Genomic DNA, 20,252 nt, shown 5'->3' with positions numbered 1-20,252 from the left:
CCGTCTATCGATCGGACGCGAACCGTATATGTCGTTTGGACGACACAAACATGACAGCGCAGACCCTTGTTCTGGCTGCGCTATTTCGCCTTCGCAGGATTCCGGCGGCGGAACCGCGCGCTGAATGTGGAACCCTCGCCCTCCTTCGAGCGGATGACGAGCCGAGTCCCGTGCCGCAGAAGGATGTTGCGAACGATCGACAGGCCGAGGCCGGTGCCGCCCGGAAAGGCGTCCGCCTTGGCGCGGTAGAAGCGCTCGGTCAGACGCGGGATGTGGCGCTCCTCGATGCCCGGCCCGAAATCCTGCACGAAGGCCTCGATGCTGTCGCCTACGGGCCGCAGGCCGATGACGACCCGGCGCCCCTCGGCCGCGTAGCGGCAGGCGTTCTCGACCAGATTGGCGAAGACGCGGGTCAGCTCGTCCCGGTCGCCGGTGATCTCGCACGGGCCGACATCCCCGATCTCGACGACGAGCTCGACATCGACCTCCTGCGCCAGCGCCTTCATCTCCGAGCGCACCGCCTCCACCACCTCGGCGAGATCGGCGCGGTCTTCGGCGGTCAGCCGCCGCTTGGTCTCGATGCGCGAGAGCGAGAGGAGATCGTCGATGAGGCGCGCCATGCGCCCGGCCTGCCGGTGCATGATCTCCAGGAACTGCTTCTGCGCGGCGCGGTCCCCGCGCGCCGGCCCTTGCAGCGTCTCGATGAAGCCCATCAGCGAGGCGAGCGGCGTGCGCAGCTCGTGGCTGGCATTGGCGACGAAATCGATGCGCATGCGCTCGATCCGCCGTTCGGCGGTGCGGTCGCGAAAGCGCATCAGAAGGAACGTCTCCCCTCCCCCCGCGCGATCCTCGCCCACCCGGATCGGCAGCAGATCGACCGAGAAGGAGCGATCGTCGGGCGCGCGCTCCAGATAGTCGGCCTCGCGCCCTTCGGAGGAGGCCAGCGCCTCCTCGGCCGCCGCCAGAACGTCCGGCGCGCGGAACCGCAGCGCGACCGGATCGCCCTCTTCCAAGCTTCCGAACGCATCCTGCGCGGCCGCGTTGGAAAAGCGCAGATAGAGCGAGCGATCGACGAGAAGGGCCGGCTCGGGCATCGCCGAGACGGCGGCGCCGAGGATGTCGACGCTGGAACCGGCGGGCGAGGCCACCGGACGGTGCGGTCGCTTCGCGGCGGGGCGCGCCCGAGCGAGCATCGCGGCCGTCGCGACGACGGTCAGGCTCGCCGCCGCGCCGGCTAGAAGACGTGCGTCCGGCACCATGAGCCCGACCGCCCCGAAGCCGAGAAGGGCCGTGCCGACCGCGACATGCGCCGGGCCGATCAGGGCCGGAGCCCGGGCGTCCTCGCCGGACGCGGCTTCGCCTTCGGGCTCCTGCGCCATGGCCGTCACCGCCGTCCGGTCTAGAGGATTCGCATGCGCACCGAGTAGAGATCGAAATCGGGCCCGTCGTCGGAGAGGCCCGGTCCGAGAGCGAGGCTGGCCGGCGTCGAGACGCCCGCCGGGATCTCCACGTCGAAGATGAAGGCCTCTTCCGGCATGGAGGTCGCGAAGCGCTGGCGTTCGCACACGCTCTCCTGTGCGAACAGGCAGCGCACCGAGAACTCGCGCAGGTTTCCGTCCGGCGAACCGGCGACGAGTTCGACGCGCACGTTCGAGCCGGCGATCTCGCCGACGAGACCGGGGCCGAGATCGAGAAGGATTTCGCCCTCCGCGCCTTCGGGTCCCGCGAGGCGCAGGGCCGGCCGCTCCGGCGAGCCGACCGCGCTGACGCGACCGCCCGACGGCGTCGAGACGCGCTCTAGATCGGCGCCCGCGAAGACGTCGATCCAGTTCGGCGCCGTCCCCGCCGCGGGCTCGGCGAGGCCTGCCTCCGGGGAGGCGGAGGTCGCGGCCGAATCGGTCGCAGGACCCGAGCGCAGGAACATCCAGGCGACGATCACCAGGACGACCAGAAAGACGAGCGCCAGGATCGTGCCCTTGCCGGGCGCGCGGCGCCCCGCGGCACGCGGCGCGCTGCGGCCCGCACCCGGCGTCCAGCCCGGCGCCGCCCCCGGCGCTTCGGATGGCTCCGCGGCCGCCCGGTTCGGCTCGAAGGCGGCCGGCGCCGCACGCGCGGGGACAGGCTCGAACGGCGGCCGATCCTCGTGCGGCGCAGCCGCCGCCTCCATCGGCTCCTCGACGGGGGACGCATCGCCCCCGACGCCGTCCCCGCCGTAATAGGCGAAATACTCGGCCTCGACGCGATCCACGATGTCGGCCAGGCGCGCGCGCTCCGCCTCGGCCTCCTCGGGGCCGAGCCCGCGCGAGGCGATCGTGCGCTCCACCGCGCGGGTCGACGCGGCGTAGATGCTCCGGCGGAAGGACTGCTCGGCCGGCCGGCCGCCCTCCAAGGCCCGGCGCACGCTCTCCTCGATCGGATCCATCCGCTCACCCATCCGTTTTGCCGGGCCTTCGCCGTCGAGGCGAAACCCCGTCTCGTCCCAGGGGACAGGCGTGAGGCCGTTCCACAGCATCGCCCGAACCGTACGTGATTCCGCGATAGCACGTCGGCCGCCTGCGCCGAAATACCGCTTTACATCGCCCCCGCCCGCTCAATCTTCCCGCGACCAGACACGCGAGCCCCAGCGATCCATGTCCGCAGCCAAAGCCTCCCTGCCGAACGCGATCAGCGACCACGGCGTCATCGGTGACATGCGCACCGTGGCGCTGGTCGCTCCGGATGGACGGATCGATTTTTTCTGCCATCCCGAGTTCGGCTCTCCGAGCCTGTTCGCCGGTCTGCTCGACCCCGAGCGCGGCGGCGAGTTCCGCGTCTGGGTCGAGGACGGCGACGTGCGCCACCGGCAGATCTACCTGCCCGACACCAACATCCTCCTGTCGCGCTTCCTGACCGAGGAAAGCATCGGCGAGGTCACCGATTTCATGCCGGTGGACGGCACGGGCCGGATCATCCGCCGCGCCAAGGCGGTGATGGGGACGGTGGACCTCCGTGTCTCGATCGCTCCCCGGCCGGACTACGGCCGCGCGGAGCCGAGGATCGTCGCGGTCGAAGGCGGCGTCGAGGTCTCCTGGGGCGAGGACGGCGAGAGCGTCACCTTCCAGGCCACGATGCCGCTGGAGATCGAGGACGGCCGCGTCACCGGCCAATGGACGCTAGAGGAAGGCGAGAGCTGCCACGTCGTCTTCTGCCCCGGCCGCGAGTGCGCGCCGCCCATCGACGAATCCTACGTCGCCAAGGCCTTCGACGACACGAGCGCTTTCTGGCACTCCTGGGTGAAGAAGGGCTCCTATCCCGACGATTGGCGCGAGCTGGTCGTGCGGTCGGCGCTGACGCTCAAGCTTCTCACCTCCGCCGAGCACGGCTCCATCGCGGCCGCCGCCACCTTCGGCCTGCCCGAGACGATCGGCGGCGAGCGCAACTGGGACTACCGGTTCTGCTGGGTGCGCGACGCCGCCTTCTCCCTCTATGCGCTGTCGCGCCTCAACTATTTCGACGAGGCCGAGGCCTTCATCCACTTCCTGATGGAGCGGACGGTCGAGACGGCGCCGCATCTCCAGATCATGTACGGAATGGACGGGGCGAAGACGCTCGAGGAAATGGAGCTGCCGCATCTTCGCGGCTACGCCGACTCACAGCCCGTGCGCATCGGCAACGCGGCCTTCGAACAGCGCCAGATGGACATCTACGGCGAGCTGATGGACGCGATCTACATCGCGACCAAGGCCCGCGGGAAACCGTCCTTCCACGTCTGGGGCAAGCTCGCCGGCATGCTCGACTGGCTCTGCGAGAACTGGTGGCTGCCGGACAAGGGCATCTGGGAGAGCCGGGGCGAGCCGCAGCAATATCTCTCCTCCGTCCTCATGTCCTGGGTCGCGCTCGACCGGGGCATCCGCCTTGCCGTCCGCCATTCGCTCAAGGGCGACATCAACCGCTGGCGGGACATCCGCTCCGAGATCCAGGACACGATCCTCAACGAGTTCTGGAACGAGGAGATCGGCGCCTTCACGCAGGTGAAGGGCGGCAAGGGGCTCGACGCCGTCGTCCTCCTGATGCCGCTGGTGCGCTTCATCAATCCGCGCGACCCGCTCTGGACCTCGACCCTGCAGGCGGTGCGCGAGCGCCTCGTCCACGACTGCCTCGTCATGCGCTACATCAACGACGAGGAGAACCCGGACGGGCTGGAGGGCAAGGAGGGCGCCTTCACGATCTGCTCCTTCTGGTATGTCGAGGCCCTGGCGCGCACCGGCCACGTGGCGGAAGCCCGCCTTCTGTTCGAGAAGCTGCACTCCTACGCCAACCATCTCGGGCTCTACGCCGAGGAACTGTCCGGGCGGGGCGACCATCTCGGCAACTTCCCGCAGGCGCTCACGCATCTGTCGCTGATCTCGGCCGCGATCTGGCTCGACCGGGCGCTCTCCGACGGCGCCGGACACCCCGAAACGTCCATGTTCCAGATGCTGGAGGACCCCGATGGCATCCACTGATCCGCTTTCCCTCGCCGGCCAGACGGCGCTCGTCACCGGCGCGTCCTCCGGCATCGGCCAGGGCGTGGCGATCGAGCTGGCGCGCGCCGGCGCCGACGTGGCGGTCAACTATCACGGCAGTGCGGACGGGGCGCGGGAGACCAAGGCCCGCGTCGAGGCGCTCGGGCGCCGCGCCGTCATCGTGAAGGCCGACGTCTCGAAGGAAGACGACGTCGTCGCGATGTTCAACCAGACCGAGCGCGAGCTCGGCCCCATCGACATCGTCGTGTCGAACGCCGGGCGGCAGAAGGACGCCGGCATCGCCGACATGTCGCTCGACGACTGGAACGCGGTGATCTCGCTGAACCTCACCGGCGCCTTTCTCGTCGCGCGCGAGGCGGTGCGCCGCTTCCGCGCCAAGGGCCGGCGCGACGAGATCAGCCGCTCGCTCGGCAAGATCGTCTTCAACTCCTCCGTCCACGAGCGCATTCCCTGGGCGTTCCGCGTGAACTACGCCGCCTCCAAGGGCGGCATGAAGCTCCTGATGGAATCGCTGGCGCAGGAGGTCTCGCGCGAGGGCATCCGCGTGAACTCGGTCGCGCCGGGCGCCATCGCGACGGCCATCAACGCGGACGAGCGCAAGGGCGACGGGGAGAAGGAGATGCTGAAGCTCATTCCCTCGGGGCGCATCGGGGAGCCGGCGGATATCGGCCGCTGCGTGGCCTGGCTGGCGTCCGACGCGGCGGAGTACATCGTCGGCCAGTCGATCTTCATCGACGGCGGCATGACGCTCTATCCGGAATTTCGCGGCGGCGGTTGAGAACTAGCCGCCCCGATCCGCAAGGGTCTCCATCACGAAGTCGGCGCGCTCGGGCGTCGGCCTTCGCGGAAGCTCGACCACCGCATAGCCGAGGTCGGGATAGTCGCGCGCCAGCCGCTCGTACTCGGCGACCGCCTCGTCGTAGCCGTGCCGCCGCTCGGGATCGGTCGCGTAGATCTCCGGCCAGGGCGGCGCCAGAAACACCATCGGGTCGTAGCGGTGCCGGTCGGCGCGTTCGCGAAGGACGGGCTCCCCCGTCAGCGCCTGCAAGGCGGAGGCGGCGTCGATCAGCCCGCGATCGAAGAAGACGAAACCCGTTTCGCTCGCCGCGCTCTCGTGATCGGCGATCGACATCTCGATCGCGCGGCGCAGGAACGCTTCCAGGTCCAGCCAGGGCAGAGCCCGCCCGCCCGCCGCCGTCTCCCGCGCCACGATACGGCGTCCGGGCTCCTCCACGGTGCGGTGGCCGCGGCGGACGAGTTCGGACAGGAGCGTGGACTTGCCGCCGCCCGAACATCCCGAGATCACGATACGATTCGGGCCGGAACCGCCCATGGTCTGGCGATCCCGGCCCGCGAATGCGGTCACGAGGGAGGGCGCGTCAGCGCGCTTCGTTCTCGGCGTTCTCGTCCTCGTCGTTCTCCGTGCGGCGCATGGAGGTGAGCTTGGCGAAGACGGCGGCCGCATCCAGCTCCTCGTCCTCGCGGCGCTCGGCGCTGCGATAGTTCTGCGTCTGCGCGGCCGAGAGCAGGCGCTCCTCCTCGGCGGCCTCCTCCTCCGGCCGGGGCATGCCGCGCGAGGCCTTCTCGACTTCGAGGTCGAGATCGATCTGCGAGCAGAGACCCAGCGTCACCGGGTCGAGCGGCTGGAGGTTGGCGGAGTTCCAGTGCGTGCGCTCGCGGATCTGCTCGATCGTCGACTTGGTCGTGCCGACGAGCTTGGAGATCTGCGGGTCCTTCAGCTCGGGATGGTTGCGCACCAGCCAGAGGATTGCGTTCGGACGGTCCTGGCGCTTGGAGACCGGCGTGTAGCGCGGCCCCTTGCGCTTGGCCTCGGGCACGCGGACCTTGGGCGGCGCGAGCTTGAGGCGGTAGTTCTCGTCCCCTTCCGCGCGCACGATCTCGTCGCGCGTCAGCTGGCCGGTGATGATCGGATCCATGCCCTTGATGCCCTGCGCGGACTCGCCGTCGGCGATCGCCTTCACCTCCAGCGGGTGGAGCGTGCAGAACTCGGCGATCTGATCGAAGGACAACGAGGTGTTGTCGACCAGCCAGACTGCCGTGGCCTTCGGCATCAGAAGCTGCTGAGCCATGGATAATAGTCTCCTGTTCGCCTGCCCCGGAGAGGCAGGCCGTGGACGAGCGCCACATGTCCGGATGTTGCGCACGAGTATAGGTAAGGCGTTCTGGCTTCGCAAGGAACGCGCCGAACGCGAACGGGCCGAACCGTCGATGACGAAGGGTCGAATCGCGATCCGTCCTGTTCGTCGAATCGGCCTCGCCTCGTCAAGGCTTGGTTAAGCATTCCGCGATAAAGTCGAACCGTCCAACCTTTGGTGGACAAGCACCCTCCTCCCGGGGTGATCGACGCCTCCCTGTCAGACTTCGGGCCGCCCTTGCAAGGCGGCTCTCTTTTGCGCCGCAGGGGTTCGGCAGCAGGGCGTCCGCCGTTAACCACGGGGCGCGCGGGACGCTTGCGAAAACCGCGCCGACGGCTCAAAGCTTGCCCAGGACATTTGGCCCCGGCTCGTCCGTGCCGGGCGCTTGCAACCATGCGCCTGGAAACCGGTTCACAGCTCCATGACGACCACTTCACTCGATCATGTCCCGGAAGCCCAGACGATTCGGCTGGCCGAGCGCATCGCCTTCTCGCGATCCTTCCAGCCGATCTTCAACGAGGGCATGACGCTCGTGGACGAGACCGCGAGCTATCTCGACGGCGCGGGCCGCGAGGAGGCGCGCGCCCTCTCCCGCGCCGGCGCGACGCTCTACGCCGCCGAGTCGATGCGCCTGACGACGCGCCTGATGCAGGTCGCCTCCTGGCTGCTCCTGCAGCGCGCCGCGAACCAGGGCGACATGTCCCGCGCGCAGGTCGAGGCCGAGAAGGCCAAGGTGCGGCTGGAAGCCACCGGTTCGGGCCGCGAGATGCCGGCCTTCGCCGAATTGCCCGAGACCTTCCGCGACCTCGTGGAGCGCGCGCTTAAGCTGGAAACGCGCATCGCCCTCCTCGACCGCCAGATCTACGGCGAGGTCGACATCGAGACCAGCCACGACCCGGTCGGCGAACAGCTCAAGCTGCTGCGGACCGCCTTCTCCGCCTGAAGCGCCGTGCGTCCGATGGGACGCACGAAGGTCACTCTATCTCTTTGAATCGGCGCATTCAGGCTTTCCAAAAAGCCACTCCGATTTTCGGGCCGATGCCTTGATCCTTCGGGTCGAGGCGCTTCTCGCGCCCTCACCCCTTACGAACGCCCGTGTCCGGTCGCCGGAGGCGGGCGTCTTCGTCTCCGACGGGCCCGGGCCGGCCGTCGCCCTTCGGCACCCGGAGCGCTCACGGATGCCAAACGCGAAAAGGCCCGCGCGAGGCGGGCCCTTTCCAGCACCGTCGCGTGACGGGACCTAGAGCCTTTCCGCCCGTTACGGACTCACTCTGTTTGCCGTTCGCCGCTCGCGCTCCGCGAGAAGGGTCGCGATGGTCGTAGCGGACTACGGCCGAGCGAGCCGACGAAGTGGACGCCCGGCGAACGCAAACCCGAAGGGCCGGGTGCATTCGGTCCGATCCCGTCGTGGTCGGCCTACGGCCGTAGCCCCGCTACGACCTTGTCCGGCCCCTCGACCTCGAACGCGAATGCTTCCCGGCAGAGTGTTTCCGTAACGGGCTGAAAGGCTCTAGATGCCGAAGCCGGCGTACTTCTTGTTGAAGCGCGAGACGCGGCCGCCGCGGTCCAGCAGCTGCTGGTTGCCGCCGGTCCAGGCCGGGTGGCTGGTCGGGTCGATGTCGAGGTTCATCTTGTCGCCTTCCGAGCCCCAGGTGGAGCGCGTCTGGTACTCGGTCCCGTTCGTCATCACGACCGTGATCGTGTGGTACTTCGGGTGGATGTCTTTCTTCATGGTACTGCCCTCGGGTGCTGCCGACCTCTCGGTGGCCCGGCCCTTCCGCCAGCCCACACGCCGCCGCGGCGGCTCCTTCGATCGCTTCCAAATTCGAGGGTGAGCCTATACATCAGGCCCGAAACAGGCACAAGGGCGGCTCCGGCCGCAAGGAACCGTTGCAAGACAGCCCCGTCCGTCCCGGACAGCAAGACCGACGCAGGCTCGGGCCCCTCAGCCGCCTCCTGCCGCTTCTCAAGCGCCATCGCGGCCTCGTCGCGGGCGCGGCGGTCGCGCTCCTCGTCGCCTCCGCCACCACGCTGTCGCTGCCGCTCGCGGTGCGCCGCGTCGTCGATCACGGTTTCGACGCGCCCGACACGGCCTTCGTCGACACCTATTTCGCGATGCTGGTCGTCCTCTCGATCGTTCTCGCGATCGCCAGCGGCGCGCGCTACTATTTCGTCATCACGCTCGGCGAGCGCATCGTCGCCGATCTGCGCATGCGGATCTTCGACCATGTCGCGCGCCTCTCGCCGGCCTTCTACGACCGCACGCTGTCGGGCGAGATCGTCTCGCGGCTGACCGCCGACACGGCGCAGATCAAGTCCGCCGTCGGCTCCACCCTGTCGCTGGCGCTGCGCAACGGCATCCTGCTCGTCGGCGCCGTGGCCATGATGGTCGCGACCGCGCCCGGCCTCTCCTTCATCGTGGTGGCCGCGATTCCCTTCGTCGTCGTGCCTCTGGTCGGCTTCGGGCGCTCGGTGCGCCGCCGGGCCCGCCGCGCGCAGGACCGGCTCGCGGAGGCGAACGCCTATGCCGGCGAGACCATCGCCAGCCTTCGCACCGTGCAGGCCTTCACCGGCGAGGACGAGGCCAGCCGGCGCTACGCCTCGGCGGTGTCCGATGCCTTCCAGGCGGCGCGGCGCTCCACCATCGCAAGGGCCTTCCTGACGGCCTTCGCGATCTTCGCCATCTTCACCTCCATCGTCCTCGTCCTTTGGGCCGGCGCCGAACAGGTGATCCGGGGCGACATGACGGCCGGCACGCTCGGCCAGTTCCTGCTCTACGCGGTCTTCGCGGCCGGCGCGCTCGGGCAGCTCTCGGAGGTCTATGGCGAGCTGGCGCAGGCCGCCGGCGCGACGGAGCGGCTGACCGAGCTTCTGGAGGAGCGCTCGGCGGTCGAGGCGCCCGAAAGCCCGCGGGCGCTCCCCTTCCCGCCGCTTGGTTCGGTGCGTTTCGAGAACGTCTCCTTCTCCTATGCCGGCAATCCCTCCCACGCGGTGCTGAACGGCCTCGACTTCGAGGTCCGGCCCGGCGAGACGGTGGCGATCGTCGGCCTCTCGGGCGCGGGCAAATCGACGCTCTTCTCGCTGATCGAGCGATTCTACGATGCGAGCGCCGGAGCGGTCCTCGTGGACGGCGTGGACGTGCGCCGTCTCGACCCGTCCGAGCTTCGCCGGCGCCTGGCCTATGTCTCGCAGGACGTGGCGATCTTCGCCGCGAGCGTCTCGGACAACATCGCCTTCGGCGCGAAGGGCGCGAGCCGCGAGGCGATCGAGAGCGCCGCCCGCACGGCGCTCGTCGACGATTTCGTGCGCCGCCTGCCGGACGGCTACGAGACCTCCATCGGCGAGCGCGGCGTGACGCTGTCCGGCGGCCAGCGCCAACGTCTGGCGATCGCCCGCGCGATCCTTCGCGACGCGCCCATCCTCCTTCTCGACGAGGCGACCTCCGCGCTCGACGCGCAGAGCGAGCGGCTGGTGCAGACCGCGCTCGACCGGCTGACCGAGGGGCGCACGACCATCGTCGTCGCTCACCGGCTGGCGACCATCCTGAAGGCCGACCGCATCCTGGTTCTGGAGAACGGACGGATCGTGGAGGAAGGCACCCACGCCTCGCTGATCGCCAAGGGCGGCGCCTATGCGCGCCTCGCCCGCCTGCAGTTCGACACCGACCTGTCGGCCGCGGCGGAGTAAGCATCCCGACGACGACGACGCTTCCTTCTCCCCCTCGGGGAGAAGGTGGCGGCAGCGGGATGAGCAACTATGTCGTTGGGACGGTTTGCGCGGTCCATGGCTGCTGTCTTTGCAGGACCAGATTGGCGGCCTCGATGAGCTTTCGCATGACGGCGACGATGGCGACCTTCGGAGGCTTTGCGGCCTGGATCAGTCTCTCGGCGAAGGCCTTGAAGCCGGGGTCGCAGCGCTTGGCGGCGATGGCGGCGAGATAGAGCATCCGGCGCGGACGGGCCCGGCCGCCGCCGATGACGCTTCGGCCCCTCCATTGCCCCGACTGCCGGTCGAGCGGAGCCACGCCGAGCAGGGCGGCCGGTTGACCGCGCCGCATGGCGCCGAGCTCGGGCATGCGGATCAGCAGGCTGGCGGCCACGATCGGCCCGACGCCCGGCAGGGACAACAGCAGGCGGTAGCGCGTCAGAAGATCGGGGCGGGCCTTGATCCGGGCGAGGATATCGCTCGCCAGCCTGACCTTGAGACGCGAAAGGCTCCCGATTTCCTGGCCCAGCCTTTCGACGAGGTCGGGCAGATCGACATGCTCCATGAAGGTCTTCAGGTCGGCGACCTTGTCGGTGATGTGCTCATAGGCGGTCAGGCGTTGTGCCAACTCGACCAGGAGCGGGTCCCGAGCGGCCCGGACCGTCTCGACCTGAACCGTCGCCGCCGCGATCAGGACCGCGTCCAGCCGATCGGTCTTGGCCTTCCAGCGCTTGAGCCGCGCAAACAGCCGAACCTCCAGCGGCTGATGGACGATCACCTGAACGCCCTCGGCTTCCAGTCTCGAGCGGGCCGCCCGCTCGTAGCCGGCCGTCGCCTCCAGCCCCGCGCGGACCACGCCCTCTTCGGCCAGCCAGACCGCAAGCCCTGTCAGGCCCGCCTCGTCATTGGCAAACCGGCGCGTCCCGTCCCGGCCGTGGATCGCCACGTCCAGCCAGAACTTCCCCACATCGATTCCGGCGACTTTCGTGTTACGCTGTGCCCGTTCCATCGACCCATCCTTGTGGCTTCGGACCCGTTCGTCCCTGCAACCATCCGGGTCATGAAACGTCGGCGGCGGCCCTGCTCATCCTCAGCGCTCGACGCTCAGGGCTTATCGGCCCCTCCGCCAACAGCCCGCTTGGCGTTGGAGCGCCAAGCGGGCGTCCCGGAAGACAGAAACAGCTTACAACATCCAGGCACAGACAAGGGCCTCGTAGGGCGCTGCGGTACCCCGTCCTGCAACGCTGCGGCTGCACGCCCTCACCCGGCTGCTCGCTGACGCTCGCATCCATCCTCTCCCCAAGGGGAGAGGAATGGCGCCCCGTTCGGGTTCGAAAGCGCCCGCCGCTGAACATTGAACAATCCGCAGAGCGCCCAAGCCGTGTCCTTCTCCCCCGTGGGGAGAAGGTCCCGGCAGGGGGATGAGGGGGAGAGGCGCTAAGGGCGACGCGTGCGTGCTGGCGGCGCGACTTCGCGCGCCCGAGTAGACGCCGGCCAACTCACGGATGAGGCAGGGGAAAACCATGCCGAGCCGAAAGCGCGGCCAGAATGGCGTCCTTGTCGTTCACGAACCCGCCTTCGGCGAAAACGAGCACCGGCAGGGACTGGTTTTCCTCACCGAGGAGTTCCACGACTTCCGAACGCGGTCGCGGCCAGGCGATGCGGATGACCTCGAGCCGCTCGGCAAGCTCGGGAAAGGAGGCGAGCACCCCTTCCATCAGGGCGCAGTGCCAGCAGTAGAAGACGGTGTTCGGATAGTCAGGGTCTTCGAAGCCGGGACGCAGCAGAAACAGTCGATCCCGGCTCATCGGCTCACCGCTCCGTCAGCTTCAGTTCGATCCGCCGGTTGCGCGCGCGCGCCTCGGGGCTGTCGCCGGGATCGAGCGGCTGGAACTCGCCGAAGCCCGTCGCCGCCAGCCGGTTCGTCGGCACGCCCTGGCTGACGAGATAGCGCACCACCGCCGCGGCGCGGTCGGTGGAGAGCTGCCAGTTGTCGACGAACTGGCCGGTGCCGGAGAGCGGCACGTTGTCGGTGTGGCCGTCGACGCGGATGATCCAGTTGATGTCCGACGGGATCTCGCGGTTCAGCTCCAGGATCGCCTGCGCCAACCCGTCCATCTGCTCGCGGCCCTCCGGCTGGAGCACGTCGGACCCGGAGGCGAACAGCACCTCGGACTGGAAGACGAAGCGGTCGCCGACGACGCGGATGTTCTCGCGGTCCGACAGGATCTCCCGCAGGCGGCCGAAGAAGTCGGAGCGGTAGCGCGCCAGCTCCTGAACGCGCTGGGCGAGCGCCACGTTCAGACGGCGGCCGAGTTCGGCGATCTGCACCCGGCTCTCGCGGTCGCGGCTCTCCGAAACGTCGAGCGCGCCTTCCAGCGCCTGGATCTGCTGGCGGAGCGCGGCGAGCTGCAGATTCAGGAGATCGACCTGCCCGCGCGCCTGCGCGGATATCTCCCGCTCGGCCTCCACCTCTCCGCGAAGCGCGCCCAGCGCCGCCTCGCCGCCGGCGCCCGCCGCCTGCCCGGCGTCCAGCGCGGCCTGGAGGCGCGAGCGGTCCTCCTGCGCGCTGGCGAGGGAGGCGCGAAGCGCGGCGAGCTCGTCGGTCAGGTCCGAGCCGCTCGCCCGCTCCAGCGCCAGGAGCTCGTTCAGCTCCGCGATCTGGGCGTTCAGCCGGTTCAGCACCGTGTCCTGGCCGCTGATCTCGCGGCTGAGCAGGAACTGCGCGATCACGAAGACCGACAGAAGGAAGATGATGGCCAGAAGCAGGGTCGAAAGCGCGTCGACATAGCCGGGCCAGTAGCTGACCTCCCGCGTGCGGCTCCGCTTCGACAGCGCCATCGCTTAAGGTTTCCTCGAAGCGTCGCCGATCGAGGCGGAGAGGCGGTCGAGCGTTCCGCGCATGGCGCGCTGCTCGTTCGCCTGGCTTTCCACGAAGTCGCGCAGCATCTGCTGCTCGGAGCGCATGTGCGCGACGAGGCCCTGAATGCTTTCGGCAAGGCTCGCCATGGCCGCGCTGGTGCGCTGGCCGGCGCCCTGCTCCTGAACGAGACGGTTCAGCCGCTCCGACAGGAGCCGCATCTCCTCCAGCCCGCCCGCGCCCATCGCGGCGCCGGCCGGCACCGCCATGTCCGCGCCGACATCCGTGACGGAGGACAGCCAGTCCTCGATCTCGGTGTAGAAGCGGTTCTGCGCGCGGCCGACCTGCAGATCGAGGAAGCCGAGCACCATGGAGCCGGCGAGACCGAAGAGCGAGGACGAGAAGGCCGTGCCCATGCCGGCGAGCGGCGCCGAGAGGCCCTGCTGCACGGAGTTCAGGATGCTCGCCGCGTCGCTCGCGCCCGGATCCAGCGTCTGGATCGTCGTGGAGATGGAGCCGATCGTCGCCAGAAGGCCCCAGAAGGTGCCGAGCAGGCCGAGGAAGACGAGAAGCCCGATCAGATAGCGCGCCACGTCCCGGTTCTCGTCGAGCCGGGTCGCGATGGATTCCAGGATCGAGCGCGAGGACGAGGTGTTCAGCATCAGCCCGGCGCGGCGTCCGCCGATCATCGCGCTGAAGGGAGCGAGCAGGATCGGCGGCTTCACGCGGTCGGCCTCGGCGGCGCTCTCGCGGAAGGCGTTGACCCAGCGGACCTCGCGGCGCAGCACCAGCACCTGCCGGAAGGCCAGAACGGTGCCGACGGCCAGAACGCCGACAATGAGGCCGTTGAGGCCCGGATTGGTGGTGAAGGCGGCGATGACCTGCCGGCCGAGGATCAGCGCGACGAAGGCCGCCAGCGCCAGGAACACGAGCATCGACCAGAGATAGACGAGCGGGCTCGACAGCCGGTCGGCGCCGACGCCCGTCGCGCGGCGCTCCTGGGTCTCGTCCCTGGGGGAATTCAAGAGCTGCATCGACCCCCTGCCCGTTCCGTTCGACGTCCGAAGGCGTCGAAGCCTCTTTAGCGGACGCGGTGCGCCCGCTCCAGTGCGGGGGCGCCGGCCCTCATTCGGCCGCCGCCGCGCGGTCCTGGCTGCGCACCGTGTTGGCGCGCTTGATGAGCTCGGCGAGCTGCTTGTGGGCGAACTCGTTGCCGCACAGGATGTCGCCCTTCATCGCGTCGAAAGGCCGGCCCTCGACATCGGTGACGAAGCCGCCCGCCTCGCGAACGAGGATCGAACCGGCCGCAAGGTCCCAGGGGCCGAGCGCGCGCTCCCAGAAGCCGTCGAAGCGGCCCGCCGCGACATAGCCGAGGTCCAGCGAGGCCGCGCCGATGCGGCGGATGCCCGAGCATTCGGCCATGACGTGGCGCATCTCGTAGAGGAAGCGCGCATGGTCGCCCTTGCCGAGGAAGGGCATGCCCGTGCCGAACACCATCTCGTTGATGCGCTGGCGCGCGGCGACGCGGATGCGGCGGTCGTTCAGGAAGGCGCCGCCGCCCTTCTCGGCCGTGTAGAGCTCGTCGAGGGCCGGGTTCAGGATCACGCCCGCCACGATCTGCCCGTCCCGCTCCAGCGCGATGGAGACCGCGAAATGCGGGATGCCGTGCAGGAAGTTGGTCGTCCCGTCGAGCGGGTCGACCAGCCAGCGGTGCTGGCTGTCCTTGCCCTCGACCGCGCCGCGCTCCTCCATGAGGAAGCCCCAGTCGGGACGGGCGCGCGACAGCTCCTGGAAGACGATCTCCTCGGCCTTGCGGTCGGCGTTGGAGACGAAGTCCGCGGGGCCCTTCATCGAGACCTGGAGGTTCTGCACCTCGCCGAAGTCGCGCACCAGGGAGCGGCCGGCCTTCATCGCGGCCTGCACCATCACGTTCAGAAGGGCCGAACGGGCCATGTCTCGTCTTTCAGATCAGGGACGACGCGTCAGTCGGCGCGGCGAACATAGGTGATTTCGTTGGTGTCGACGACGATGCGCTCGCCCGTCTCGATGAAGGGCGGCACCATCACGCGGATGCCGTTCTCCATGCGAGCCGGCTTGTAGGACGAAGCGGCGGTCTGCCCCTTCACCACCGGGTCGGCCTCGACGATCTGCAGCGTCACGTAGTCGGGCAGGGAGATGCCGATCGGGCGGTCCTCGTGGCTCTCGACCGTCACCTTCATGCCGTCCTGCAGGAAGGCGGCGCGGTCGCCGACGAAGTCCTTCTGCAGCTCGAGCTGCTCGTAGGTCTCGTTGTCCATGAAGACCAGCATCTCGCCCTCGGCGTAGAGGAACTGGTAGTCCTTCTGCTCCAGGCGGATCCGCTCGACCGTCTCGGAGGCGCGGAAGCGCTCGTTCAGCTTGGTGCCGTCGATCAGATTCTTCAGCTCGACCTGCGCGAAGGCGCCGCCCTTGCCCGGCTTCACATGGGCCGTCTTCACCGCGGCCCAGAGCCCGCCATTGTGCTCGATGACGTTGCCGGGCTTAATTTCGTTGCCGTTGATCTTCATGGGGTCGGGAGTCCGAAAGGGGTTTTCGGGAGCGATCTAGCGCCGCGCCCGGCTGAAGGCTCCGGGTCAAAACCACAAAGAGCCTGTCTTTTCAACCGCGACGCGCCGCCGGGCGCACGATCAGCCGGCCTGGAAGCGGTTCGCGGCCTCCAGCGCGCGGCGCTGCTGATCCTCCGGCAGGCTGCGCAGGAAGCTGTCGAGCGCGGCGTCGGAATTGCCCGCCCGCCGGGCGATCACGGTCCATTTCGCGGCCTCGTCGGCATTGCGCGGCGTGCCGATCCCGTCGCGGTAGAGATGGGCGAGCCGGTTGACGGCGATGGGGTTGCCGCGTTCGGCCGCGCCCTTCAGCCAGCGGAAGCCCGCCGGCGCGTCGGTCGGCCCGCCACGCCCGTTCAGCAGCCAGATGCCGAGCTCGATCTGCGCGGTGTCGTGGCCGCGCACGGCCGCCGCGTGCAGCCAGCGCCGGGCGGTCACGTCGTCGGCCTGATCGACGCCCTGCCCGTAGGCGTAGAGCTGCGACAGCGCATACTGCCCGTCCGGCACACCCGCGTCGGCCGCCTGCTTGAAGTAGCGGTAGGCCTCCTGGAACCCGCCCGTGGGCGAGGCGCGGATGAGCATCTGCCCGTAATTGAAGGCCGCCAGCGGATTGCCCGCGTCGGCCGAGCGGCGCATCAGATCGCGCGCCGCTTCCGGGTCGGCGCTCACGCCTTCCCCGTCGATCAGCATCATGGCGTAGCGGAACTGCGCCTGCGCGTCGCCCGCGTCGGAGGCGACGCGGAACCAGCGGGCCGCCCCCTCCTCGTCCTGCGGCACGCCGAGCCCGCGCAGATAGATTTCGCCGAGCAGCGTCTGCGCGGCGGAATCGCCCATATTGGCGAGCGGCTCCGCGATGCGCAGCGCCGAGAGATACTGCCCGCGCTGGAAGGCGCCGAGCGCAGCGTTGCTGGTCGCGGGGAAGCTGGTGTCGCCGGCCGGCGGCTCGATGGGGGTCGGCAGAAGCCGCGCCGGACGGCGAATCTGCGGCTGGGCGCGCGGCGGCGGCGGGTCGCCCAGACGCTCGCCGAGCGTCGCTCCGCCGCCGAAGGGGGGTGTCGGCGGGGCCGCATCCTGCGCCGCCGACGGACCGGCGCACAGGAGCGCCGCCAGCGCGCAGCCGAAAAGCCGCCCTCTCATGCGGCGCGCCTTGCGTGCACGTCGTCGAGCACGGCGTTGGCCCGGGCCACGCGCTCGCCCTCCTCGCCCTCGACAGCGAAGATCGCGCTCGACAGGGCGATGAACTCGGCGCCCGTCTCGGCCGCCTCGGGGAAGGTTTCGATGTCGCCGCCGCCCATGACGACGCAGGGCAGCTCCACGATCGAGGCCCACCAGGCCGCGAGCTCCAGGTCTTCCGGTTCGGCTAAGGGCGCGGGCGCGCCGGAGAGGCGGCCGAAGAAGAGATAGTCGGGTAGCGCCTCGCCGGCCTCCATCGCGCCGTGGCGCGTGCGGAAGCCCGAGGCCCCGACGATGAGCTTGGGCGAGAAGCGCGCGATGGCGTCGCGCAGCTCCTCCAGCGCGCCGCCCGAGACGTGGATGCCGTCCGCCTTCGCGCGGCCGGCGCAGCGCGTGTCGTCGGCGACGATCGCGGCGGCGCCCGCCTCCTGGATCAGCGGCACCACCTCCTCGGCGAAGTCCTGGAACGCGGTGGCCGAGCGGCCCGCCGCGGCCAGGAGGACGGTCGCGACGTCACCCCCGGCGAGCGCCCGGGAGAGTGCGGCACCGGTCACTTCGGGCGAGGCGAGGACGAGGGCGAGGCGGGAGCGGACGAAATCGGTCGACATGAATACGGTGAATGGCTCGGGGACGGTCATGAAAGCGGGATCGCGCGCGAGCATGGCAGCCTTCGGGCGCGTTTTGAAGGGCGGATCGCCGCCTACGGCGTCAGGCGCGGACCGCCCCAACGGAAAAGGGGACCGGCACGACGCCGGTCCCCTCCCTCATGTCTCGTATCGTCCCTTCAGCCTTGGCTGCGAAGCCGCTCGATCTCGTCCTTCAGGACGAGCTTCTTGCGCTTCAGTTCCTGGATGGCGGCATCGCTCATCGCGGGCTTCGTGCGAAGCGTCGCGATTTCGCTGTCGAGTGCGTGGTGGCGCTTTTCCAGCGTTGCGAGGTGGGTATCCAAGGACATTCCAAGCTCCTCTTCATGGGGTCCGCTGCCCGCGTTTCGGGAGGGCCCGACGCTCGCGGACAGACATGAGACTGTCATAGAAGGTGGGGCCGGACCATGGCGTTCGAAGAGGTCGATTGGATATTTTCACGGGGGCTGGTATCCGTGCGCGGACGGCCCATGCGAAGCCGCTTTCGGGAAACGGGATTTTCTCGAAGGACGACGTCGCGAGGATCGATCGAGGGGGTGGCCCCCGCGCGGGACGACAGGGCGCCGCCCTCCCCGCCGGGACGATCGGGGAACGGCATGGCGGATCAGGAGCAGGCGGCCATGAGGCTGCAGGTCGCGCGGCTGCGGCAGGAACATGCCGATTTCGACGCGGCGATCGAGGCCATGGAGACGGTCGGCTGCGACCGGCTCCAGATCCAGCGCATGAAGAAGAAGAAGCTGGCGGTGAAGGATCGCCTCCAGGACCTCGAGGACCAGGTCCTCCCGGACATCATCGCATGAGCGCCGCGACCCCGCCCGTCGCCATCATCATGGGCAGCCAGAGCGACTGGGCGACCATGCGCCACGCCGCCCAGACGCTCGACGCGCTCGGGATCGCCTTCGACGCCCGCATCGTGTCGGCCCACCGCACCCCGGACCGGCTCGTCGCCTTCGCCAAGGGCGCGCGGGACGAGGGCTTCAAGGTCGTGATCGCGGGGGCGGGCGGCGCCGCCCATCTGCCCGGCATGGCCGCTTCGATGACCCCGCTGCCGGTCTTCGGCGTGCCGGTGGAATCCAAGGCTCTGTCCGGGCAGGACAGCCTCCTTTCCATCGTCCAGATGCCCGCCGGCATCCCGGTCGGAACGCTGGCCATCGGCCGGGCCGGCGCGGTGAACGCCGCACTCCTGGCCGCCGCCGTCCTCGCCCTCACCGATGCGGCGCTCGCCGCCCGTCTCGACGAATGGCGCGCCGCGCAGGCCGAGAGCGTCGCCGAACGGCCCGTCGACGAGCCGGGCGAAAGCCGGTGAGCGCTTCGTCTCCTCTGCCCTTCGGCGCCGCGATCGGCATCGTCGGCGGCGGCCAGCTCGGCCGCATGCTGGCCTCGGCCGCCGCGCGCCTGGGCTTCCGCACCCTCGTCCTCGATCCCGATCCAGACTGCCCGGCCGCGCAGACGGCGAACGGGGTCGTCGTCGGCGCTTATGACGACCGCGCGGCGCTGGCCGAGCTCGCCCGCAAGACGAGCGTCATCACCTACGAGTTCGAGAACGTGCCCGTCGGCCCCATCTCGGCCCTGGCCGGGCTCATCGCGGTGCGCCCCTGCGTCGAGGCGCTGGAGGTCGCGCAGGATCGCGTGACCGAGAAGGCCTTCCTGAACGGAATCGGCATCGCGACCGCGCCCTGGCGCGCCGTGGACGACGAGGCCGAACTCGCGCACGCGCTTCTCGACCTCGGCGGCGACTGCATCCTGAAGACGCGCCGCCTCGGCTACGACGGCAAGGGACAGGCGACGCTGAAGGCGGGCGCGCCGCTCGACGGCGTCTTCGCCAGCCTCGGCGGCGTCCCTTGCGTCCTGGAAAAGCGTATCGCCTTCGAGCGCGAGGTCTCGGTCGTCGCCGCGCGCGCGCTGGACGGGCGGGTCGAGGCCTTCGACGTCGCCGAGAACGTCCACTCCGCCGGCATCCTGCGCCGCTCCAGCGTGCCGGCGCGGATCGACGAGGCCGTGGCCGCACAGGCGCGCGGGACGGCCGGGCGCATCCTCGAACGGCTCGGCTATGTCGGTGTCATCGGGGTCGAGTTCTTCGTCGGGGCGGGCGGGCTTCTCGTGAACGAGATCGCGCCGCGCGTTCACAATTCCGGGCACTGGACGGATTCGGCCTGCGCCGTCTCGCAGTTCGAGCAGCACATCCGCGCCGTTGCGGGCCTTCCGCTCGGCGACCCGGCCCGGCACTCCGACACGGTCATGGAGAATCTGATCGGCGACGACATCGAGCGCGTGCCGGCCATCCTCGCCGAACCGCAGGCCGTCCTGACCCTCTATGGCAAGGCCGAGGCCCGGCCGGGCCGCAAGATGGGCCATGTCACGCGTCTCGCCCCTCGGAATCGTTGACAGGACAGAGCGCTCCGGTTATCTCCCACCCCATTCCGGCGGACCGGCGACGGCCCGCTCCTTTCTGCGGCGTCTTGGAAGAAGGACCGTCGCGTAAAAACCGAACGGTCGGACCCATGAAGATCAAGAACTCGCTGAAGGCTCTGAAGGGCCGCCATCGCGCCAACCGCATGGTGCGCCGCAAGGGCCGCATCTACATCATCAACAAGGAGGCCCCGCGCTTCAAGGCGCGCCAGGGCTGA

General features: G+C 69.5%; 22 protein-coding genes. 8 read left to right on the top strand and 14 right to left on the bottom strand.

The genetic code is table 11. The features are described from left to right. Positions 1 to 80: 80 nt before the first annotated feature. Entirely contained in the window at positions 81 to 1,379 is a 1,299-nt protein-coding gene (locus AC6R2M_RS05310; protein ID WP_500486195.1) for an ATP-binding protein, read from the bottom strand. A gap of 20 nt (positions 1,380 to 1,399) precedes the next feature. After that, positions 1,400 to 2,434: a hypothetical protein gene (locus tag AC6R2M_RS05305; RefSeq protein WP_500486193.1), complete on the bottom strand. Its 1,035-nt coding sequence runs from the start codon at positions 2,432 to 2,434 to the stop codon at positions 1,400 to 1,402. A 196-nt stretch (positions 2,435 to 2,630) separates the two neighbouring features. Between AC6R2M_RS05305 and AC6R2M_RS05300 the strand changes: the two genes are divergently transcribed. Both AC6R2M_RS05300 and AC6R2M_RS05295 read left to right on the top strand, forming a co-directional pair. Beyond that, complete coding sequence (locus AC6R2M_RS05300; protein ID WP_500486191.1) at positions 2,631 to 4,484, top strand: glycoside hydrolase family 15 protein; 1,854 nt, start codon at positions 2,631 to 2,633, stop codon at positions 4,482 to 4,484. Continuing rightward, entirely contained in the window at positions 4,471 to 5,283 is an 813-nt protein-coding gene (locus tag AC6R2M_RS05295; protein ID WP_500486189.1) for an SDR family oxidoreductase, read from the top strand. Before AC6R2M_RS05300 ends, AC6R2M_RS05295 begins: the two co-directional genes overlap by 14 nt. Positions 5,284 to 5,286: 3 nt before the next feature. Here the strand turns inward: AC6R2M_RS05295 and AC6R2M_RS05290 are convergent, their stop codons facing one another. Together AC6R2M_RS05290 and AC6R2M_RS05285 are read right to left on the bottom strand one after the other, a co-directional pair. Next, positions 5,287 to 5,838, bottom strand: a complete 552-nt coding sequence (locus AC6R2M_RS05290; RefSeq protein ID WP_500486187.1) for an AAA family ATPase — start codon at positions 5,836 to 5,838, stop codon at positions 5,287 to 5,289. A 46-nt stretch (positions 5,839 to 5,884) separates the two neighbouring features. Beyond that, positions 5,885 to 6,595: a DUF1013 domain-containing protein gene (locus AC6R2M_RS05285; RefSeq protein ID WP_500486185.1), complete on the bottom strand. Its 711-nt coding sequence runs from the start codon at positions 6,593 to 6,595 to the stop codon at positions 5,885 to 5,887. Positions 6,596 to 7,082: 487 nt separating this feature from the next. Between AC6R2M_RS05285 and rcdA the strand changes: the two genes are divergently transcribed. Continuing rightward, positions 7,083 to 7,604, top strand: coding sequence for a protease adaptor protein RcdA (gene rcdA, locus AC6R2M_RS05280; protein WP_500486183.1), 522 nt, complete (start codon positions 7,083 to 7,085; stop codon positions 7,602 to 7,604). A 567-nt stretch (positions 7,605 to 8,171) separates the two neighbouring features. Here the strand turns inward: rcdA and rpmE are convergent. Beyond that, complete coding sequence (rpmE, locus tag AC6R2M_RS05275) at positions 8,172 to 8,393, bottom strand: 50S ribosomal protein L31 (RefSeq protein ID WP_500486181.1); 222 nt, start codon at positions 8,391 to 8,393, stop codon at positions 8,172 to 8,174. 158 nt (positions 8,394 to 8,551) lie between these two features. Between rpmE and AC6R2M_RS05270 the strand changes: the two genes are divergently transcribed. After that, entirely contained in the window at positions 8,552 to 10,348 is a 1,797-nt protein-coding gene (locus tag AC6R2M_RS05270; protein ID WP_500486179.1) for an ABC transporter transmembrane domain-containing protein, read from the top strand. Positions 10,349 to 10,415: 67 nt separating this feature from the next. Here the strand turns inward: AC6R2M_RS05270 and AC6R2M_RS05265 are convergent, their stop codons facing one another. The 9 genes from AC6R2M_RS05265 to AC6R2M_RS05225 all read right to left on the bottom strand — a co-directional run bounded on the left by AC6R2M_RS05265 (position 10,416) and on the right by AC6R2M_RS05225 (position 17,936). Continuing rightward, complete coding sequence (locus AC6R2M_RS05265) at positions 10,416 to 11,375, bottom strand: IS110 family RNA-guided transposase (protein WP_500481999.1); 960 nt, start codon at positions 11,373 to 11,375, stop codon at positions 10,416 to 10,418. 490 nt (positions 11,376 to 11,865) lie between these two features. Then, entirely contained in the window at positions 11,866 to 12,174 is a 309-nt protein-coding gene (locus AC6R2M_RS05260) for a DUF3088 domain-containing protein (RefSeq protein ID WP_500486177.1), read from the bottom strand. A gap of 4 nt (positions 12,175 to 12,178) precedes the next feature. Further along, a complete protein-coding gene (locus AC6R2M_RS05255) occupies positions 12,179 to 13,207 on the bottom strand; it encodes a peptidoglycan -binding protein (RefSeq protein ID WP_500486175.1) in 1,029 nt (342 codons plus the stop codon). A 3-nt stretch (positions 13,208 to 13,210) separates the two neighbouring features. After that, complete coding sequence (locus AC6R2M_RS05250) at positions 13,211 to 14,260, bottom strand: flagellar motor protein MotA (RefSeq protein WP_500486173.1); 1,050 nt, start codon at positions 14,258 to 14,260, stop codon at positions 13,211 to 13,213. Between the two features lie 91 nt (positions 14,261 to 14,351). Continuing rightward, positions 14,352 to 15,179: an inositol monophosphatase family protein gene (locus AC6R2M_RS05245; protein WP_500486171.1), complete on the bottom strand. Its 828-nt coding sequence runs from the start codon at positions 15,177 to 15,179 to the stop codon at positions 14,352 to 14,354. 29 nt (positions 15,180 to 15,208) lie between these two features. Continuing rightward, positions 15,209 to 15,772 carry an elongation factor P gene (gene efp / locus AC6R2M_RS05240; protein ID WP_500486169.1) on the bottom strand — a complete coding sequence of 188 codons (564 nt, stop codon included), beginning with the start codon at positions 15,770 to 15,772 and terminating at the stop codon, positions 15,209 to 15,211. 120 nt (positions 15,773 to 15,892) lie between these two features. Beyond that, a complete protein-coding gene (locus AC6R2M_RS05235) occupies positions 15,893 to 16,945 on the bottom strand; it encodes a tetratricopeptide repeat protein (protein WP_500486167.1) in 1,053 nt (350 codons plus the stop codon). Continuing rightward, positions 16,942 to 17,589: a thiamine phosphate synthase gene (locus tag AC6R2M_RS05230; protein WP_500486165.1), complete on the bottom strand. Its 648-nt coding sequence runs from the start codon at positions 17,587 to 17,589 to the stop codon at positions 16,942 to 16,944. Before AC6R2M_RS05230 ends, AC6R2M_RS05235 begins: the two co-directional genes overlap by 4 nt. Before the next feature lie 176 nt (positions 17,590 to 17,765). Beyond that, a complete protein-coding gene (locus AC6R2M_RS05225; RefSeq protein WP_500486163.1) occupies positions 17,766 to 17,936 on the bottom strand; it encodes a YdcH family protein in 171 nt (56 codons plus the stop codon). Positions 17,937 to 18,221: 285 nt separating this feature from the next. Between AC6R2M_RS05225 and AC6R2M_RS05220 the strand changes: the two genes are divergently transcribed. The 4 genes from AC6R2M_RS05220 (at position 18,222) to ykgO (ending at position 20,252) form a co-directional block, all read left to right on the top strand. Beyond that, positions 18,222 to 18,425 carry a YdcH family protein gene (locus AC6R2M_RS05220; RefSeq protein ID WP_500486161.1) on the top strand — a complete coding sequence of 68 codons (204 nt, stop codon included), beginning with the start codon at positions 18,222 to 18,224 and terminating at the stop codon, positions 18,423 to 18,425. Continuing rightward, complete coding sequence (purE, locus tag AC6R2M_RS05215) at positions 18,422 to 18,931, top strand: 5-(carboxyamino)imidazole ribonucleotide mutase (RefSeq protein WP_500486159.1); 510 nt, start codon at positions 18,422 to 18,424, stop codon at positions 18,929 to 18,931. Before AC6R2M_RS05220 ends, purE begins: the two co-directional genes overlap by 4 nt. Then, positions 18,928 to 20,010 (top strand): 5-(carboxyamino)imidazole ribonucleotide synthase, encoded by a 1,083-nt coding sequence (locus tag AC6R2M_RS05210; RefSeq protein ID WP_500486157.1) that lies wholly within the window; start codon positions 18,928 to 18,930, stop codon positions 20,008 to 20,010. The genes purE and AC6R2M_RS05210 overlap by 4 nt, the downstream gene beginning before the upstream one ends. Before the next feature lie 116 nt (positions 20,011 to 20,126). Beyond that, positions 20,127 to 20,252: a type B 50S ribosomal protein L36 gene (ykgO, locus tag AC6R2M_RS05205; RefSeq protein ID WP_209735835.1), complete on the top strand. Its 126-nt coding sequence runs from the start codon at positions 20,127 to 20,129 to the stop codon at positions 20,250 to 20,252.

This window comes from Aureimonas sp. CAS (assembly GCF_059838215.1).
This window is presented reverse-complemented; position numbering and strand designations above follow the sequence as displayed.

What these genes read in the sequence shown, in the direction of transcription:
- AC6R2M_RS05310 (WP_500486195.1), bottom strand. Translation starts at nt 1,379, where the DNA reads ATGGCGCAGGAGCCCGAAGGCGAAGCCGCGTCCGGCGAGGACGCCCGG.
- AC6R2M_RS05305 (WP_500486193.1), bottom strand. Translation starts at nt 2,434, where the DNA reads ATGGGTGAGCGGATGGATCCGATCGAGGAGAGCGTGCGCCGGGCCTTG.
- AC6R2M_RS05300 (WP_500486191.1), top strand. Translation starts at nt 2,631, where the DNA reads ATGTCCGCAGCCAAAGCCTCCCTGCCGAACGCGATCAGCGACCACGGC.
- AC6R2M_RS05295 (WP_500486189.1), top strand. Translation starts at nt 4,471, where the DNA reads ATGGCATCCACTGATCCGCTTTCCCTCGCCGGCCAGACGGCGCTCGTC.
- AC6R2M_RS05290 (WP_500486187.1), bottom strand. Translation starts at nt 5,838, where the DNA reads ATGGGCGGTTCCGGCCCGAATCGTATCGTGATCTCGGGATGTTCGGGC.
- AC6R2M_RS05285 (WP_500486185.1), bottom strand. Translation starts at nt 6,595, where the DNA reads ATGGCTCAGCAGCTTCTGATGCCGAAGGCCACGGCAGTCTGGCTGGTC.
- rcdA (WP_500486183.1), top strand. Translation starts at nt 7,083, where the DNA reads ATGACGACCACTTCACTCGATCATGTCCCGGAAGCCCAGACGATTCGG.
- rpmE (WP_500486181.1), bottom strand. Translation starts at nt 8,393, where the DNA reads ATGAAGAAAGACATCCACCCGAAGTACCACACGATCACGGTCGTGATG.
- AC6R2M_RS05265 (WP_500481999.1), bottom strand. Translation starts at nt 11,375, where the DNA reads ATGGAACGGGCACAGCGTAACACGAAAGTCGCCGGAATCGATGTGGGG.
- AC6R2M_RS05260 (WP_500486177.1), bottom strand. Translation starts at nt 12,174, where the DNA reads ATGAGCCGGGATCGACTGTTTCTGCTGCGTCCCGGCTTCGAAGACCCT.
- AC6R2M_RS05255 (WP_500486175.1), bottom strand. Translation starts at nt 13,207, where the DNA reads ATGGCGCTGTCGAAGCGGAGCCGCACGCGGGAGGTCAGCTACTGGCCC.
- AC6R2M_RS05250 (WP_500486173.1), bottom strand. Translation starts at nt 14,260, where the DNA reads ATGCAGCTCTTGAATTCCCCCAGGGACGAGACCCAGGAGCGCCGCGCG.
- AC6R2M_RS05245 (WP_500486171.1), bottom strand. Translation starts at nt 15,179, where the DNA reads ATGGCCCGTTCGGCCCTTCTGAACGTGATGGTGCAGGCCGCGATGAAG.
- efp (WP_500486169.1), bottom strand. Translation starts at nt 15,772, where the DNA reads ATGAAGATCAACGGCAACGAAATTAAGCCCGGCAACGTCATCGAGCAC.
- AC6R2M_RS05235 (WP_500486167.1), bottom strand. Translation starts at nt 16,945, where the DNA reads ATGAGAGGGCGGCTTTTCGGCTGCGCGCTGGCGGCGCTCCTGTGCGCC.
- AC6R2M_RS05230 (WP_500486165.1), bottom strand. Translation starts at nt 17,589, where the DNA reads ATGTCGACCGATTTCGTCCGCTCCCGCCTCGCCCTCGTCCTCGCCTCG.
- AC6R2M_RS05225 (WP_500486163.1), bottom strand. Translation starts at nt 17,936, where the DNA reads ATGTCCTTGGATACCCACCTCGCAACGCTGGAAAAGCGCCACCACGCA.
- AC6R2M_RS05220 (WP_500486161.1), top strand. Translation starts at nt 18,222, where the DNA reads ATGGCGGATCAGGAGCAGGCGGCCATGAGGCTGCAGGTCGCGCGGCTG.
- purE (WP_500486159.1), top strand. Translation starts at nt 18,422, where the DNA reads ATGAGCGCCGCGACCCCGCCCGTCGCCATCATCATGGGCAGCCAGAGC.
- ykgO (WP_209735835.1), top strand. Translation starts at nt 20,127, where the DNA reads ATGAAGATCAAGAACTCGCTGAAGGCTCTGAAGGGCCGCCATCGCGCC.